Below are 16,939 nucleotides of genomic sequence, written 5' to 3'. Positions count from 1 at the left end.
ATACAAACGGCAGTATTAGCACTATAGGCAACTATTAGCGAGTGGCTAAGCGGTATTGATAACCATAATTTTTTGGATTCGACCCTATGACCACGCCCATAAAAACTCAGTGCCCTCATTGCCAAGCTTGCTTTAAAATACAGCAAACACAGTTGAATAAAGTAAACGCCACTGTTAGCTGTGATCAATGCCAACAGAGTTTTTTGGTCAATAAACATCTTATCCTCACTGCCGATGCTGTCAGTACTTCCGCTATTCAAAAAAATACAACGACTGACACCAATACGCTAGCCGATTCAAACGGACATTCTGCACAAACCGCTGACAATCATAATAAAAATCAACATGCAGCAGGCGCTGCTAAGTCACCACTCACTCCTCCACATTTAAAAAATATTTCATCTGATACTTTAATTGGGGACGATTTGATTCATGACGGCTTAATCTATGATGATATGGATAGCGATGAACCAGAAGAAAGTGTTTTAGAGTATGATTCTCTAGATAGTATGGATGCTTGGCTGACTCAAGCAAGCAATATGAACAATAGCAGTTATACTTCTACAGCAGACAACCAACCAACAAGTAACCTCTCTAAAAAAACAGATAAAAACAACGGGTCATCAGCGAAAGTATCATCTGATGCTACAACAGAAAATTCCTCATCGGCACAAATGGCGCTCAGTTCAGCAGCCGCTAATGATATTCATGCCAATGTGGATGATACTGCGGATAATTCTTGGCTCGAAAAACTCCTAAAAGAACAAAATAAAAGCGAAGAGGTTCGACAAGACGATACCGATTTATCACAACTGTTGCTCGATATGGGTGTACCACTGAAAGATGAAGCACCAACCGCCGAAGAGCGTGTGAGAAAAGCACAAGCAAAGTTTACACCTACGCCGCAGAGACGTTCTATCGCATCCTTACTATGGACACTAGGATGCTTAGTATTAGCACTGCTACTTTTTGCTCAATACGTCATTTTCAATCTAGAAACCTTGATGAAAAACCCAGTGCATGCAGAGCGCTTACAATCAGTATGTGCAGTCGCTGCCTGTAGTTTACCTAGTGCCGATCTAACAGCATTTACGATTACCAACCTTAATCATAAATCGAGTAAGATTAAGATGGATGGAAAGTCCAGCGATGTCAGTGCCACATTAAACAATCAAAGTGCCAAAGCACAGCTGTATCCGAATATTAAAGTCAGCGTATACGGTGCAAATGATATGATTGGAGAATTCATCGCCACGCCAGCTGATTATCTCTTAAGCAAACAAAGCCAATTAGCGGCTGACAGTAGTCGAAACATATTATTTACCATCCCTGTAGCTAATAGACAAATTCGAGAAGTGACTATAAGTCCTCTGTATTGAATGGATAATTACCAACAAAATACTGTCTATCTATAAACAACCTCGTCTCTTAAAACTTCAGCCCTCAGAAAAACGTAGGCAGATCGCAAGTTCAGTAGTGATGCAAGTGCGACCCAGCCAGTTATATTTTGTGGCAATGTTATAATAGTAAGCATATACCCTAGTCATACTGCTGCCAATATAAGGTTAATCTGTCAGCGCTAAACGATATTAATTTGATATAATACCCTGATATCTTATGGTTTGACTCTTTCCAATCCCAAGGACATTATCTTATGGCACCTCATGCACAGCATAATGCCAATCATTTTGCCACAAGCTCTGAGCATCCTGCCGATTATAGTACAGCTAACCATCATTCAACTCGTCATGTTGACTCCTCATTAGACAGCGATGCGAGCCAGCGTCATGAACCACTGCGCGTACATGTGGAGCGTGTGGTACGACAGTACTTTGCGATGCTAGGTGATGAGATGCCGACCGACTTGTATGAGCTTATTTTAAAACAAATTGAAGAGCCACTATTATCGGTTGTCCTTGAAAAAACTCGAGGCAATCAAACCAAGTGTGCACAAATCTTAGGTCTGAATCGTGGCACTTTACGCAAAAAACTCAAAACTTATGACTTAATGTAGCATCTGCTATATGCATTTCTCTATCTTTATTACCAATCATTATGTATGGCAATTTAACGTTATTGACGCTATCCACCATGATATTGTCTGCAACAATTGTCATTGTCACCTTGCCAGACGTTTACGTCAGGCTTTTTTTATGGAAATTTTCTTATGAGTACAACCCCACTTGCTCTATTGTCAGTCTCTGATAAATCCAATATCGTTGAATTTGCACAAGGCCTTATTAAGTCAGGCTTTGGCTTACTGTCTACTGGCGGTACTTATCGTTTACTCACAGAAAACAATGTCGCTGTGACCGAAGTATCCGATTACACGGGTTTTCCTGAAATGATGGATGGCCGTGTCAAAACGCTACATCCTAAAATTCATGGTGGCATCTTAGGACGCCGTGGTACAGACGATGCCGTCATGAGTGAGCACGCGATTGAGCGTATTGATTTGGTTGTCGTGAATTTATATCCGTTTGCTGAAACCATTGCTCGTGCGGATGTCACCATGAACGATGCTATCGAAAACATCGACATCGGTGGTCCTACGATGGTGCGTTCTGCGGCGAAAAACCACGCTCATGTGGGTATCGTGACTGATCCAGCAGATTATGAGCGCATACTTGCCGCTTTAGGTGATGGCACCGAGCTGACACCTGCTTTGCGCTATGACTTAGCGGTTAAGGCTTTTGAGCATACTGCACAGTACGACGGAATGATTGCCAATTTCTTAGGTAGCCGTGTCAATGAAAGCCAGCAACCTGAGAATTTCTCACGTACCTTTAATGTGCAGCTCGAAAAAGCACAGGATCTACGATACGGCGAAAACCCACATCAAAACGCCGCTTTTTATACGGAAAACCATCCGCTAAAAAGCCAACAGGCCTCTATAGCGACTGCTAAGCAACTGCAAGGTAAGGCGCTGTCTTATAACAACATCGCTGACACTGATGCAGCCCTTGAGTGTGTAAAAGCCTTTAGTACGCCTGCTTGCGTTATCGTTAAGCATGCCAACCCTTGCGGTGTCGCTGTGGATAACGATCAAGTAACCGCGTATAACACTGCCTTCAGTACTGATCCTGAGTCTTCTTTTGGCGGCATCATTGCTTTTAACCGCCCATTGACGTTAGCAGCTGCTAAAGCCATTATCGACAATCAGTTTGTAGAAGTTATTATTGCACCAAGCATCGAAGATGGTGTGCTTGAAGCGACAGCTGCTAAGAAAAATGTCCGTGTATTGGTGTGCGGCGAACTGCCAGCGCCAGATCAACGCGATAGTCAGCTTGACTACAAGCGCGTCAACGGTGGCCTGCTAGTACAAGAGCAAGATCTTGGTTTGATTACAGCCAATGACTTAAAGATTGTCACTGATGTACAACCAACGGAAGCGCAAATCGCCGATCTATTATTCAGCTGGAATGTAGCAAAATACGTCAAATCTAATGCAATTGTTTATGCCAAAGGTCAGCGTACTATCGGTGTTGGTGCAGGTCAAATGAGCCGTGTCAACTCAGCGCGTATCGCTGCTATCAAAGCTGAGCACGCTGGATTGGCTACTGAAGGTGCTGTTATGGCATCAGATGCCTTCTTCCCTTTCCGTGATGGCATCGATAACGCAGCCCAAGTCGGTATTGCTGCTATTATCCAGCCAGGTGGGTCTATGCGTGATGATGAAACCATTGCTGCGGCAAATGAGCATGGCATCGCGATGGTCTTCACTGGTATGCGTCATTTCCGTCATTAAATTGTTCCGTATCACTTTGAATAGTAGCATTGATAGCAGTATTGAATTTCGTATCGCCATTAATGCTAAATCTTTATGATAAAAGTAATACTCATTAAAAAAGCCACTGTAGACAGTGGCTTTTTTATGCTTAAAACTTGAGAAGATTATTTAGAAAGAATGACTAAGTAAGTATTTCAAATTTGCTTTAACCCGTTTATTTCTAACGCCCTTGCGCGTTTGCTATATTGGCGTCATTAATTTCAACTTTATATACCAAGCGGAGATAATCCAAGTAATCTTGTAGCTGATCTTGCCCCAAGTTATCACGAATGATGGCCGCCGTTTGTGCTCTTTGCACATCAGATAATGGCGACTGCTCCTCTGTTTTAATACGATCACCAACCAACAAAGTCGCGCCCATCTCAGTCTCACTGGCAATAGCAACGACGCCATTATTAGCTGCTTGCTGACTAAAGGCCAATCCGCGCTCTTTCTCTGTCAATAGAGTGGTTTGGCGATTCACTTCACCTAATGATTGAAAACGTACTGGCTGTTTATTGATATCAGCAGGCGTTTTAATACCAGCGGCTAATTTCTTCGCCTCTTTTAGCGCCAATGCCGTTGCCTTTTCTTGACGTAATATCTGAGTAATTTTTGGCGTAGCAGCAGCTAAGCTAAGCGTTTTCGTAGGACGATAGTTGCTTGGCTGCACCCATACCGTACCGTTACCGACTTCGATACCTGCGGTTACTGCCTGATCTTGAATGGTAAACTCATCAAAAGCCTGCTTAATCACTGCTGGTTGTGATAGCTCCGACTTGTTGTTTTCTTTACGATAATCCTTGATACGTTTTAGCGTTACGTTCTCTTGCTGAGCGATGTCTTCGATACTAAAGCCATCTGCTGCCAAGTCATTAATCGCTGTCACTTTATCTGCATAGATTTCTTGACGCTTATATTCTTTGGCTTTTGCTGTCAGCTCTGCACGCATGCTTTCTAGGCTTGGGATTTTACTACCGTTATCTTCGGTTACGGTAAATATCTGGTAGCCAAAGCTAGTCTTAATAGGTGCTGTTACATCACCCACACTTAAGCCTTCTAAAGCCTGCTCAACCGCTGCGGCATCATTGCCAAACACAGAAGGATTAAAGGTACCAATATCGCCACCTGTTGCTCCCGATGGATCATCTGACTCGGTTTTAGCCAATGTGGCAAAAGACTCACCTTTATCCAAGCGAGCTTTGATTTTAGTCGCTCTGGTCTTCGCGTCTTTACCCGTTAATAGGATTTGACTGATTTTACGTTCATCGACGACCGCTAGCCCTTGCTTATAAGCTTCATATTGCTGCTGCAAATCTTCTTCCGTAACTTCATTCACTTGAATGGTTTTAGGACTTAATTGCAAATATGCCAAATCCACCATCGCCGCACTTTTTAGCGTATCTTTATTGGCATCATAATAGGCTTGTATATCGCCTTTGCTTAACTTGACCTGATCTGCATAATCTTGCCAATTAAATCGATGCAGCCAGATATTGCGCGACTCAAGTTGTAAGTCAATCAATTGACTGACCGCTTGCATCGGATATACTGCCGTGCCAACAATACTGGCATTGAGCTGGTCGAGGCTTAACTGGTTACGAAACTCAGCAAATAGCTGATCTTTAGTCATGCCGCGCTGGCGCAAGAAGTTTGAGAATTGGTCGTTAGAAAAATTACCTTCTGCGTCCTTAAAAATTTCTTCTTCACGCAACAAACGATTAATCGTGTCATCAGAGACTGTCATACCAAGCTTGCCCGCTTGCTGCTCCAATAGCGTACGATCAATGAGACCTTTGAGCACCTGCTCGTGCAACACATCTTCATTTAATAGACTGGCATCATCAACTTGTTCTAGTATTTCAGTACGACGGTTATTTACGGCAGTCTGATACTCGGACAACCCTACGCTTGCTTCACCCACCTGAGCGACTTGGTTGGGATCGACCCCGCCTCCAAAATAGCTTTCGACACCCAATAGAGCGAGCGGCGATAGGCATAAAATCAATAAAATGCGACCTGGCCAGCTTTTTAAGAAATCGCGCAATTTATCCATAGTTATCTCTGCTTTATAAACCTATATTGATGAAAAACCATTGTAATATTACTATTAATATCAATGCTATCTAAGCAGGCAATGGTAAGAATAAGAACGTGTGAATTTGATATAAAACAACAAGACTGAGTAAAACGGCCTTATTCAAACAACGCATCTATCGCGCGCCCTATGATACGTGATTTTTGATGCAGACTCAAAATATTCACGTGGTATGATACAAACTATAGCGATAAAAAAAGCACCTAATATCTAGGTGCTTTTTTATGGTTCATATTATGACTTTTCAGCCATGCTATAAACCATATAGTGCTTTACTGAGTAAATGCTGTGTTGATTCGTATATCACGTCGTTATACAGCATCCGTTTTTAATAAAACGGCTTAGTTTAAACGCTCTTTCAAGTTTTTACCCGCTTTAAAGCTTGGTACTTTACTTGCTGGAATGCTAAGCTCTTCACCCGTCTTAGGGTTACGGCCAGTACGTGCTTTACGGTCTTTTACGCTGAAAGTACCAAAACCAACCAATGAGATGCTATCGCCAGCTTCTAGCGCTTCACCAACACTTTCCATAACAGCATTCAATGCATCGCCAGCTTGGGTTTTATTTAGACCACTTTTCTCGGCGATGCTATCAATTAATTCTGACTTATTCATAAAATTTCCTTCAAGTTTAAGGGGGATAATAAACGCTCACGCCAAGCATTGTAACGCTCTCATAGCATTTAAGCAATAAAAACTGCCTGACGGGCGTATTAACAGGTTTCGCTTTGTTATCGTCTTTATATCAAGGCAGCATAAGGAGCGCAAGCGATTTTACATATTTTTGCCTACTATACTACGTATTTGACACTCAATGTTACGCAAAGCCTCTGCAACGGTCATAACTGCTAGTAACCTTGGCTTTTCATAACTTCGACTTAGCGAGTCAACCTCTATACTGCCTTATCGTTCAAAGAGATGTCATCTCATACTGAGGCATCGCCAGTCATAAATATTTGTGTCCTTGTTGATTACCAAATTGTAAAGTAATAATTTCCCAACTGACAGAAACTAGCGTTACTTTTTATTATAAAGGCGTTACTATAAGCAAAATATCACTGCACCTTTTGGGTCAATTTTGACTCTTGTTTGTCTTTTGCCTCTAATTTGCCAAATATAAAACGGATTATTTACATGAAGCGTTCTACGTTGTCTCACTCTTTTCTTAATATCATTCTGGTGTTCATCGAGTCGGCGCTGACACTATTGTTACGTTTAGATCCCGAACTACGTAAAGCCGCTTACCCACTTGCCAAGCAAGGTACTGTCGTGGCGCTACGCTTGTATCTACCGCATGTTGAGGTATTTGCCACTTTTAGCACCAAAGGCGTATTATTAGACGCAGAGTTACCTATTGACCGCAGCGAACCTGACGTCATTATTAATGCTTATAGCATCCAAGTGATCAATGCGATCACCACTCATGACAGCGAAACCACCGAAAAACTACAAATGCGCGGCGAGTCTGTTCAAGTACAGTTGGTCAAGCAGTTTATTATGCAACTCGGTCTTGGCAGCTTAATTCAAGGTCTTATTAAAAAGATAAAAGGTGGCAAAGGTAAGACCAAGCCTACTGAAGCTGAAATGGCTGACAAAAAGGACAGCTATAAATTACGCATCAAAGAGCAACAAACCCAAATAAACACCTTAACTATTAAAAACCGTGAGCTTGAAATCACGGTTAAAGAGTTACAGAGCAAACAGAAAACACTGATAATCGTCACCGTGGCTGCGCTTGTCATTATGATCGCAGCCATTATCGCGCTATTGATGAATTAATGTCCCCGACCATAGCTTATTAATGGCAGCTTAACAATGACGGCTGATTACTACTTTACCAAGTGCGTTTGATGCCGATTAAGGCATATTAAATGCTTAGTATATTAAGCGCTTAGATAGTTAGGGCGTATGGAACATTCAGCACGCCCTAATATAATTGATAATAGAAGTTAAAAAAACGTAAGACGCAAACCTCAAGACTGTATTTTAGTATTTCAAAAATACTAGGAATCAATGTTTTCAATCTTATAACCCCTCTTTTTAATACCATTGTTTTTATCAATCATAGTGATAAGCTCGATTAACCATTCAACCACACTTTAATCTTGACTAAATTACTCAGGATTAAGTATAATTGGCTTAATCGTTGCACACATCGGGTTCATCATCTGCTGTTTAATAACGATAAGACACAACTTAGCGGTTATGTGATTCCATCAGTAGCTTTCATATTGCGCTACAAGCTGCCACCACTATCATTTTGCTAAGGTCGTTGTTAAATAAAAATGACTTAAAAGTTTGGAGATAACACATGCGTTTGACTACTCGAGGCAGATATGCCGTTACTGCGTTACTGGATTTGGCATTACAGACCAGCCAACAAGACACTGCAGTCTCCTTATCTGATATCGCCAAGCGGCAATCGATTTCTATCTCTTACCTTGAACAACTGTTTTCCAAACTTCGTAAACGTGGTCTGGTCACTAGCATCCGAGGTGCGGCAGGCGGCTATCATCTAGCCAAACCATTGCATGAGATAGATGTCATGAGCATCATATCTGCCGTCGATGAGTCGGTTAATGCGATGCAGTGCGAAGGACGTGGCGACTGTCAAGGTGGTACAATGTGCTTAACCCATGATTTATGGTGTGCACTGTCCAATCATATCGAACAGTACTTGAAAAATATAACATTAGCGCAATTATTAGACATGGAAAATGTGCAGTCAGTGTCAGAGCGTCAGCACAGCTCTACCAAAGAGATTTCCATAAAAGATATCAACACTATTACCCTATCGAACAGCGAGGCAAACCCAGCATGAGCCAACATAACAACCTTATATACTTAGATTATGCCGCCACCACACCAGTTGCTAAATCAGTAGCTGCTAAGATGAGCGAGTATCTGACAGTAGATGGCATCTTTGGTAATCCAGCCTCGCGCTCGCATGGCTATGGCTGGCAAGCAGAAGAAGCGGTAGAAACAGCGCGTCAACAAGTGGCTGAAGTCATTAATGCTGATCCACGCGAAATCGTCTTTACCTCTGGTGCAACAGAATCAGACAACCTAGCGATTAAAGGTGCCGCCCACTTTTATCAATCTCGTGGTAAGCACATCATTACCAGTAAGATCGAACATAAAGCCGTATTAGATACGTGCCGTGAGCTTGAGCAAGAAGGTTTTGAGATTACTTATCTTGAGCCACAGCCAAGCACTGGGCTAATCTTACCAGAGCAAGTGAAAGAAGCATTACGTGACGATACTATCTTAGTATCACTCATGATGGTAAATAATGAGCTTGGTACGATTACTGATGTCGCTGCCATTGGTGAAATCACTCGTGAAGCAGGTGTGGTCTTCCACGTCGATGGCGCACAATCTGTTGGTAAAGTATTGATTGACCTTGAAACCACGAAGATCGATTTGATGAGCTTCTCAGGTCACAAAGCCTACGGTCCTAAAGGTATTGGCGCATTATTTGTTCGCCGTAAGCCACGTATCCGCTTGAAAGCAGAGCAGCATGGCGGTGGTCATGAGCGCGGTATGCGTTCAGGTACATTACCGACGCATCAAATCGTTGGTCTTGGAGCAGCATTTGCTTTAGCCAATGAGCGTTATGAAGAAGACCATGCACATGCAGCTAAACTACGCCAAAAACTGTGGGACGGTCTACAAGATATCGAAGAAATTTACCTAAATGGTGATCTTGAGCACAGCGTACCTAACATCGTAAACATCAGCTTTAACTTCGTTGAGGGCGAGTCTCTCATGATGTCGCTCAAAGACTTAGCCGTATCATCAGGCTCAGCCTGTACCTCAGCGACGCTTGAACCATCATATGTATTACGCGCTATTGGTCGCCCAGATGAATTAGCACACAGCTCAATTCGTTTCAGCTTTGGTCGTTATACCACAGAAGCAGACATCGATACTGTCATCAAACAAATGCATGAAGCGGTCGATAAATTACGTGCCTTATCACCACTTTGGGATATGTACCAAGAAGGTGTTGATTTAGATTCAGTCGAATGGGCTGAGCACTAAAATTACCGAAAGCAACGACATAGTTATCAAACAGAACCATTAAACGATTGATCAGACACTTATAAATCCAGTTTTTATAAATACCTTTTTTATAAATACCGTTTCTATTAACTAAATGTTTGACCCCAATTATCGATGAGTAGTTAGACATTTAAAGTCAGTAATTGACTACTCATCATCTAACTAGGAGAAAACCCCATGGCCTATAGTGACCAAGTTATTGATCATTACGAAAATCCACGCAACGTCGGCAATCTTGATAAAAATGCCAAAAACGTTGGTACTGGTATGGTTGGTGCCCCAGCTTGTGGCGATGTAATGCGCCTACAGATTCAAGTTGATGATAACGGCATCATTGAAGATGCACGCTTTAAAACTTATGGCTGTGGTTCAGCAATCGCCTCAAGCTCGCTCGTGACTGAGTGGCTAAAAGGCAAAAGCTTGGATCAAGCGGGCGAAATCAAAAACAACGATATCGCGAAAGAGTTGGCCTTACCACCAGTAAAAGTGCATTGCTCTGTACTTGCTGAAGACGCCATTAAAGCCGCTATTAGCGACTATAAAGGTAAGCATAATAGCGTAGCAGTAGAGACAGAAGAAGCGGCTAGCTAAACCTATTAGCGTAAGTATTGTACTTCTAAGTACACGGTCTTAATGGCCGTACTTTAGTAGTCGATGTATTGAACAGCTACTAACGCTAAAAAGGTGACAATAACGCTAATGTAATTGTCACCTTTTATTTTCTAGTGATTCTTAACTGGTCGTTATTAAGATTTTTTGGCAAGTGCGCTATTTTCATTGCCAGTTTATACAGATTTTTTTGATTGATATTTATCATTGATAGTCAATGGGAGTTGGCATGATTGAAATGACAGAACGCGCCGCTCAGCATGTTCGAGACTTTTTGGACAATCGCGGCAAAGGTGAAGGTATTCGAGTGGGTATCCGTACCGCGGGTTGCTCAGGCTTAGCTTACGTTTTAGAGTTTGTAGATACCCCTGATGAAAATGACACGCGTTACGAAAGCCGCGGCGTTAACATCTTTATTGATCCTAAAAGTTTGGTCTATTTAGATGGTTTGTTGATGGACTACGAAAAAGAAGGTCTTAACGAAGGCTTTAAGTTCACCAATCCCAATCAAAAAGGCGAATGTGGTTGCGGCGAGTCTTTTACCGTTTAATGCTTCAAAGGTTAAAAACCCTTGAGCTTAGAGTTTCCTGACTCTATATTTAAGCCATAATAAATATGTTCTCAGTTAAAGAAAACTTTCAAAATAAATAACAAGCAAGGCGTATGATATGACAGACATTACTGCAGAAGCCCAGTTTGATAACTTCTTTGCCCTATTTGAGCAGCCTGTACAGTTTGAAGTCAATCAAGAGAGTCTCGATCAGCATCTACGTCTGCTACAAAAACGTTATCATCCTGATAATGTCACCAAGAATCTAGCCAATACTACGCAAGCGCAACAGCAGTCTGAGCAGGCCTCAGCGTTAATCAACCAAGCCTACCAAGCGCTAAGTGCGCCTGATAGTCGTGCTAGCTATCTACTAGACATGGCAGATCAAGCACAGAATCTAGAGCATTCCATTGCAGACTTGGACTTTTTAGAAGATGCGATGCAGATGCGCATGGATTTAGATGACGCTATCGAGGGTAAGGATCGTGCGACATTGCAACAACTACACCCTCAAATCACCGAACGACTGGCAAAACAGTCTAAGCGTTTTAATGATGCTTACCAAAGCCAAGATTGGCAAACGGCGATTGATGCGACACAAAAACTAAAGTTCTTAGTCAAATTAAATGCTGACGTGACTACTGGTATCGATGAGTTAGCAACTGCTGAGCATTCAGATGATGATGATTTATACGTCTAACTAACTGACGTATAAGCTTGTTAATTTATTTTATATGCCAAATTTATTTATAAATGGTATTAGCTTATGACGCTTATTTGAAAACTATATTATAAGCGATGGTTAAAATAGTCACAGCGATGCCGTATAATCCCTTATTTTAAGCACTTTTAATCGCTAAGTATCTTCGTTTTCACGTGCATACAAAGCAGTTAAACTACAATAGTGCGCTTATCATATTTGTTCCATTTCACTTATTAATTTTATCTCTTTCATTTTATCTTTGAGTTATCTTATGTCTTTATTGCAAATTGCCGAACCCAATCAAAGCGCCCAACCCCACCAGCATCGTTTTGGCCTAGGAATTGATCTTGGTACTACGCGCTCATTGGTCGCGGTAGTACGCTCAGGCAAGGCGCAAGTCTTAGAGGCAAGCGCAGCTACCGACACCTTATTACCTTCTGTGGTCTATTATCCAAGCATAGGTAAGCCGTTGGTTGGCTCTGATGCATTAGCTCACTTAGCGGATGATCCAAAAAATACGATCGTCTCGGCTAAGCGTTTTATGGGTCGTAGTCAAGCTGATATCAAATTCTCTCATCCTTATGAGTTGAGCGGCAGCAAAGATGACATGCCAGCATTTGTGACGGCTCAGGGTAAAGTATCGCCTGTTGAAGTATCAGCACGTATTTTAGCAGCGCTTGAGCAACGGGCAGCGAGCGCATTGCCTGCAGACAGTATTGAGGGTGCGGTCATTACTGTCCCTGCTTATTTTGATGAAGCACAGCGGCAAGCGACCAAAGATGCAGCCCAAGCGGCTGGTATCAATGTGTTACGCCTGCTAAATGAGCCTACTGCTGCTGCCGTCGCCTATGGTCTCGACCAGTCAACGCAAAACAGCGATAAAGAAAGTTATTATTTAATTTACGATCTGGGTGGCGGTACTTTTGACGTTTCTATCTTAAAACTGACTGATGGCGTCTTTGAAGTATTGGCAACTGGCGGTAATAGTGCATTAGGTGGTGACGACATCGATCGTCTAATGACCAATTGGCTTATCAAACAATTAGCTATCGATCCTAAAGATGTGAGTCGTCATGACAAGTCAATACTGGCGCAACAAGCCAAAGCTTATAAGCAAGCATTGACGGATGCTGAACAAGTTGATATCGATATCACTGTGAATGAGCAATCTTATCAAGGTGTGCTTCGCCGTACAGATTTGCTGGCTATTGCAGAGCCAGTTAGCCGCCGTACATTGAGCGTATGCGAACAAGTCCTGCGTGATGCCAAGCTTTCGAGTGCTGATCTAGACGAAGTGATTTTGGTCGGTGGCTCTACTCGTATGCCTGCTATACAACAAGTCGTGACAGAGTTTTTTGCCAAGCAACCACTTTGTCGTCTAAATCCAGATGAAGTCGTGGCTTTGGGTGCTGCCCAAACGGCGCATCAATTGGTCAATGGCGATAGTAATAACAACCTACTATTGTTAGACGTAACGCCGCTATCGCTTGGTCTTGAGACCATGGGCGGCTTAGTTGAAGTACTGATTCCACGTAATACGCCTATCCCTGTCAAAAAACGCCAAGTGTTTACCACCTATCAAGATGGTCAAACAGGCATGGTGATTCATGTGGTACAGGGCGAGCGCGAGACAGTAGATAACTGCCGTTCATTGGGTCGTTTTGAGCTATATGGTATCCCACCGATGAAAGCTGGATTTGCTCGTATTGAGGTCACCTTTAGTATCGATGCGAATGGACAGCTAACCGTCAGCGCCCAGGAAACCACAACCAAGACAGAAAGTAAGATTGAGATTGTGCCTTCTTATGGGTTATCAGATGAGCAAAAAGAGCAATTGCTCGTTGCAGGATTCAAGCATGCAGAAGAAGATAAAAATACACGTTCTTTAATAGAGACCAAAGTAGAAGCGGAGCGTGAAGTATTAGCGCTACAATCTGCCCTTAAAGAATTTGCAGCTTTATTGTCTTCTGAAGAGCAGCACTCATTGGCTGAGCAAATACAAGTGTTGCAAACAACGCTCAGTACTGATGATTTGGCACTTATCGAAGCACAGCAAGCAAAGCTCAAGCCTCACAGTGATGCGTTTGCTGCCCGTATTATGAATCAAAGCGTTAAAGCCAGCATGGCAGGCACGAATGCCCAAGATTGGTAGCAGATACATTTAAAAATGTGGCTTAGTCACCATACTAAGCGCATTTCTTATATTTTTATTCTTTTAATTGATTAGCACTGGAAAGACGATTTATGCCAAAAATTACCGTACTACCGCATCATGAAATTTGCCCTGAAGGCGCCGAAGTCGAGCTAGAAGCTGGCAGCAACTTATGTAAAGCGCTATTGGAAAAAGGCATTAAAATTGAACATGCATGTGAGATGTCAAAAGCCTGTACCACATGCCATGTGGTCGTCCGTAAAGGTTTTAATAGTTTAGATGAAATGGATGATATTGAAGCCGATTTATTAGATCGTGCTTGGGGATTAGAGCCTGACTCACGCCTATCTTGTCAGGTCATGCTCGATGATGAAGACTTAACCATTGAGATTCCTAAATATACGCTCAACCATGCAAAAGAAAACCACTAAACGCTAGAACACGTCCTAATATTACAGTTTACTTCATTAGATAAAAAAGCCAGCTATCATAATAATAGCTGGCTTTTTTGTGCTTGATTTTATAAACATTCTTTTTGAATGATTATTTATGACGATTTTCATTGATTGTCATTACGTTTACTTGCTGCCGCTATGTCAGTTGCCACTTTTTCTTGCTCCTGCTCGACACGTTCAAGCGCAAAATTTAAGCGTGCTCTGATATCTTGATAATCATTATCCTTCATATCTTTAAAATTTAGATGCAAATTGAAACCTGGTAGTGTGTGATCAACCCATTTTGATAAATGACCTTTATACGTATCTGGATCCAGCACTTGCCATGCATTTACCTTGCTATCAAAACCTTTTAACTTGAACGCACCCGCATGCTGACAGTCATAATTATGACAGATATAATCGTAAGTACTCTCACTGACCAGTATCTCATCTTTACCAGCACTCGACTCAAGTCTTGCCGCTAGATTGGCCTCTTTACCAATAAGAGTATAGCTTAGGCGATTATTACTACCAAAATTACCAACATGGCAATAACCTGTGCTGATGCCGATACGGATGTACAACCCCTCAAAGCCCATCAAGCGCCATTTCTGCCTCAAAGTTCGCATCTCGCGACGCATGTCTATTGCCATTGCAATACAGTCTAAAGCATCTTGGCGCGCACCGCGACTATTTGGCTCACCGAAAAAACACACCATGCCATCACCAATAAATTTATCAAGTACGGCGCCATGCTTGTTTGCTATCAATGTCATACAATGCATATAAGTATTTAAGATATCAGCCAAATTGTCAGCGCTCAAACTATCTGACAATTCCGTAAAGCCAACGATATCTGAGAACATAATCGTCAGCTTAGCGCGCTTATTAGCAACGGTAACTGGGCTGTCAGATTTTACGATAGGCTCCCAAACTTGTGGAGGTATGAAGCGCGTCAACTTATTAATGACGGAGACCATCGTGCTTAAGCGCCCAACGGCCTGATGAGCACGAGTTTCATAACCAATATACTCTTGGTACACATGCCAAAACTGATACAGTATGACGATCATACTGGCTAATAATATTATTGGTGTGGTCCAGCCTTCATGGCAATCTATATCAGCACTGCTTAGGGTAACGCTAACATAATAGAAAACAATGACGGTGATTATAGAGACGGCAATCAGTTTTAAATGATTTTCAGGGCTACTGATAATAATTCTGAGTGCTATGAGCGCGGCTAAGCTAAGCGAAATAACCGTGCAAAACTGTATCGACCCAATAACTACCGATAGTAAAATGATAACAATGTTAGACGTCCAAAAGCTTTTTTGGCGGCGATAGTTATAAATCAAAATCATTAAACTTGGCAGACAAACAATAACGAGCAGTGCCATTGAAGTAGGTCTAAAATTAAAATGTACAGCGAGGAGTATGACCGTAAGTATTAAAACGAAGACTTCTGGATAGTCAAATCGATGAATCCCTTCATTTTTTGAAGAGTGATTTGGTCTCAGCGTGTCTAAAAAAGGCATATGAAGTATTCGCTCACGTAAAACAGGCTATGTAAAAAATTAAAAGGCTTGAGGATAGCACACGCGTACTACCTGCCTCTACGCCAAGTTGTGTATAAAATTAATCAATGATTACATTATACTTTTTAAATGCAATAAAACCCATGTCACTGATAGCCAAAAGCCTACCACTCATCATTCATCTTTTCTTAATACGCTACTAAATCAGGATTATAAGACATATCGTTTGAGCCAAACACAAAAAATCCAGATAATATTTATCTGGATTTCAAATACTTAAAACCTATTAATATATAAAAATTAAGTCATGTAATAACCGAGCATTACGTTGGCACATAACCGTAAAACGACTAAGACACCAAAATAAGGCTTAATTTTAAACGTTTAGCCATTTTTCTAGTTATTTTGATGGGTCAATCGATGCCCAGTTAATCGATGCCTAGTTAATCGATGCCTAGCCAATAGAGTATCATTATCAATTTGCCAATCAACTTACCGACCTGTTACTACTCAGGTATTTATTACATTTGCCAATCAAATGGCATTTGATGATGACCACGTAGCGCCATCATTAACGTTTGCTGCATCTGCGCCAACACCTCTTTAGTATAAGGAATAGCAGGGACGCCCCATACTGGATTTGGCCATTGCATGTCATTTTGATAGCGAACGATGTGATGAAAATGAAGTTGGGGCACTTGATTACCGAGTGCAGCTACATTCATTTTATCAGCTTGAAAGGTCTTGGCTAGCTGACTCGACAACCAGCTTGACTCACGTAAAAACTGTGTTTGATCGGCTTCAGATAACTCATACAACTCTTTGATACCTGATACGCGCGGCACTAATATTAACCAAGGAAACTGGCAATCATTGATTAAACGACAAGTCGATAATGGGAAATCACCCACTAAAAAGCTATCGGCAGCAAGTTTATGATGAAGTTGGAACATAATGACGGTTCTCTTGTTATGACACTCAGATAAAAGGAATATGAATCTAGAAAAGCAGAATTTAAT

At 41.8% G+C, this 16,939-nt stretch carries 15 protein-coding genes; 11 read left to right on the top strand and 4 right to left on the bottom strand.

Annotated elements, in window-relative coordinates; translation table 11 throughout:
- Positions 1–86 precede the first annotated feature (86 nt).
- The 3 genes from JMX82_RS00145 (at position 87) to purH (ending at position 3,748) form a co-directional block, all read left to right on the top strand.
- On the top strand, positions 87–1,379 hold the full coding sequence (locus JMX82_RS00145) for a DUF3426 domain-containing protein (RefSeq protein ID WP_201538870.1): 1,293 nt from the start codon (positions 87–89) through the stop codon (positions 1,377–1,379).
- A gap of 275 nt (positions 1,380–1,654) precedes the next feature.
- Positions 1,655–2,014: a DNA-binding transcriptional regulator Fis gene (gene fis / locus JMX82_RS14330; RefSeq protein ID WP_201538869.1), complete on the top strand. Its 360-nt coding sequence runs from the start codon at positions 1,655–1,657 to the stop codon at positions 2,012–2,014.
- Positions 2,015–2,167: 153 nt separating this feature from the next.
- Positions 2,168–3,748 (top strand): bifunctional phosphoribosylaminoimidazolecarboxamide formyltransferase/IMP cyclohydrolase, encoded by a 1,581-nt coding sequence (gene purH, locus JMX82_RS00135; RefSeq protein WP_201538868.1) that lies wholly within the window; start codon positions 2,168–2,170, stop codon positions 3,746–3,748.
- Positions 3,749–3,950: 202 nt separating this feature from the next.
- Here purH and JMX82_RS00130 read toward each other — a convergent pair whose 3' ends face one another.
- Positions 3,951–5,825 (bottom strand): SurA N-terminal domain-containing protein, encoded by a 1,875-nt coding sequence (locus JMX82_RS00130; protein ID WP_201538867.1) that lies wholly within the window; start codon positions 5,823–5,825, stop codon positions 3,951–3,953.
- 383 nt (positions 5,826–6,208) lie between these two features.
- Positions 6,209–6,481: an HU family DNA-binding protein gene (locus tag JMX82_RS00125; protein ID WP_011513979.1), complete on the bottom strand. Its 273-nt coding sequence runs from the start codon at positions 6,479–6,481 to the stop codon at positions 6,209–6,211.
- A gap of 519 nt (positions 6,482–7,000) precedes the next feature.
- On the opposite strand from JMX82_RS00125, the gene JMX82_RS00120 reads away from it, so the two are divergent.
- From JMX82_RS00120 to fdx, 8 genes are all read left to right on the top strand, one after another.
- Positions 7,001–7,645 carry a hypothetical protein gene (locus JMX82_RS00120; protein WP_045451866.1) on the top strand — a complete coding sequence of 215 codons (645 nt, stop codon included), beginning with the start codon at positions 7,001–7,003 and terminating at the stop codon, positions 7,643–7,645.
- A 532-nt stretch (positions 7,646–8,177) separates the two neighbouring features.
- Entirely contained in the window at positions 8,178–8,687 is a 510-nt protein-coding gene (locus JMX82_RS00115; protein ID WP_045451863.1) for an Rrf2 family transcriptional regulator, read from the top strand.
- The gene (locus tag JMX82_RS00110) at positions 8,684–9,910 is read left to right on the top strand and encodes an IscS subfamily cysteine desulfurase (protein WP_045451862.1); all 1,227 of its coding nucleotides are present in this window, start codon (positions 8,684–8,686) and stop codon (positions 9,908–9,910) included. Before JMX82_RS00115 ends, JMX82_RS00110 begins: the two co-directional genes overlap by 4 nt.
- Before the next feature lie 198 nt (positions 9,911–10,108).
- Entirely contained in the window at positions 10,109–10,522 is a 414-nt protein-coding gene (iscU, locus tag JMX82_RS00105; RefSeq protein WP_201538866.1) for a Fe-S cluster assembly scaffold IscU, read from the top strand.
- Positions 10,523–10,769: 247 nt separating this feature from the next.
- On the top strand, positions 10,770–11,090 hold the full coding sequence (gene iscA / locus JMX82_RS00100) for an iron-sulfur cluster assembly protein IscA (protein WP_045445072.1): 321 nt from the start codon (positions 10,770–10,772) through the stop codon (positions 11,088–11,090).
- Between the two features lie 118 nt (positions 11,091–11,208).
- Positions 11,209–11,790 (top strand): Fe-S protein assembly co-chaperone HscB, encoded by a 582-nt coding sequence (gene hscB, locus JMX82_RS00095; RefSeq protein ID WP_193009472.1) that lies wholly within the window; start codon positions 11,209–11,211, stop codon positions 11,788–11,790.
- A 274-nt stretch (positions 11,791–12,064) separates the two neighbouring features.
- Positions 12,065–13,945: a Fe-S protein assembly chaperone HscA gene (gene hscA, locus JMX82_RS00090; RefSeq protein ID WP_201538865.1), complete on the top strand. Its 1,881-nt coding sequence runs from the start codon at positions 12,065–12,067 to the stop codon at positions 13,943–13,945.
- 92 nt (positions 13,946–14,037) lie between these two features.
- Positions 14,038–14,376, top strand: coding sequence for an ISC system 2Fe-2S type ferredoxin (gene fdx / locus JMX82_RS00085; RefSeq protein WP_045445066.1), 339 nt, complete (start codon positions 14,038–14,040; stop codon positions 14,374–14,376).
- A gap of 128 nt (positions 14,377–14,504) precedes the next feature.
- On the opposite strand, the gene JMX82_RS00080 is transcribed toward fdx, so the two are convergent.
- Together JMX82_RS00080 and JMX82_RS00075 are read right to left on the bottom strand one after the other, a co-directional pair.
- Positions 14,505–15,920 (bottom strand): adenylate/guanylate cyclase domain-containing protein, encoded by a 1,416-nt coding sequence (locus JMX82_RS00080; RefSeq protein WP_201538864.1) that lies wholly within the window; start codon positions 15,918–15,920, stop codon positions 14,505–14,507.
- A gap of 521 nt (positions 15,921–16,441) precedes the next feature.
- Positions 16,442–16,873, bottom strand: a complete 432-nt coding sequence (locus JMX82_RS00075; RefSeq protein ID WP_045445060.1) for an HIT domain-containing protein — start codon at positions 16,871–16,873, stop codon at positions 16,442–16,444.
- Positions 16,874–16,939 lie beyond the last annotated feature (66 nt).

The organism is Psychrobacter sp. 1044 (genome assembly GCF_904846525.1).
Taxonomy (GTDB): Bacteria; Pseudomonadota; Gammaproteobacteria; order Pseudomonadales; family Moraxellaceae; genus Psychrobacter.
Note: the sequence above shows the minus strand (reverse complement) of the source record. Positions and strands in the feature narration are given on the sequence as shown.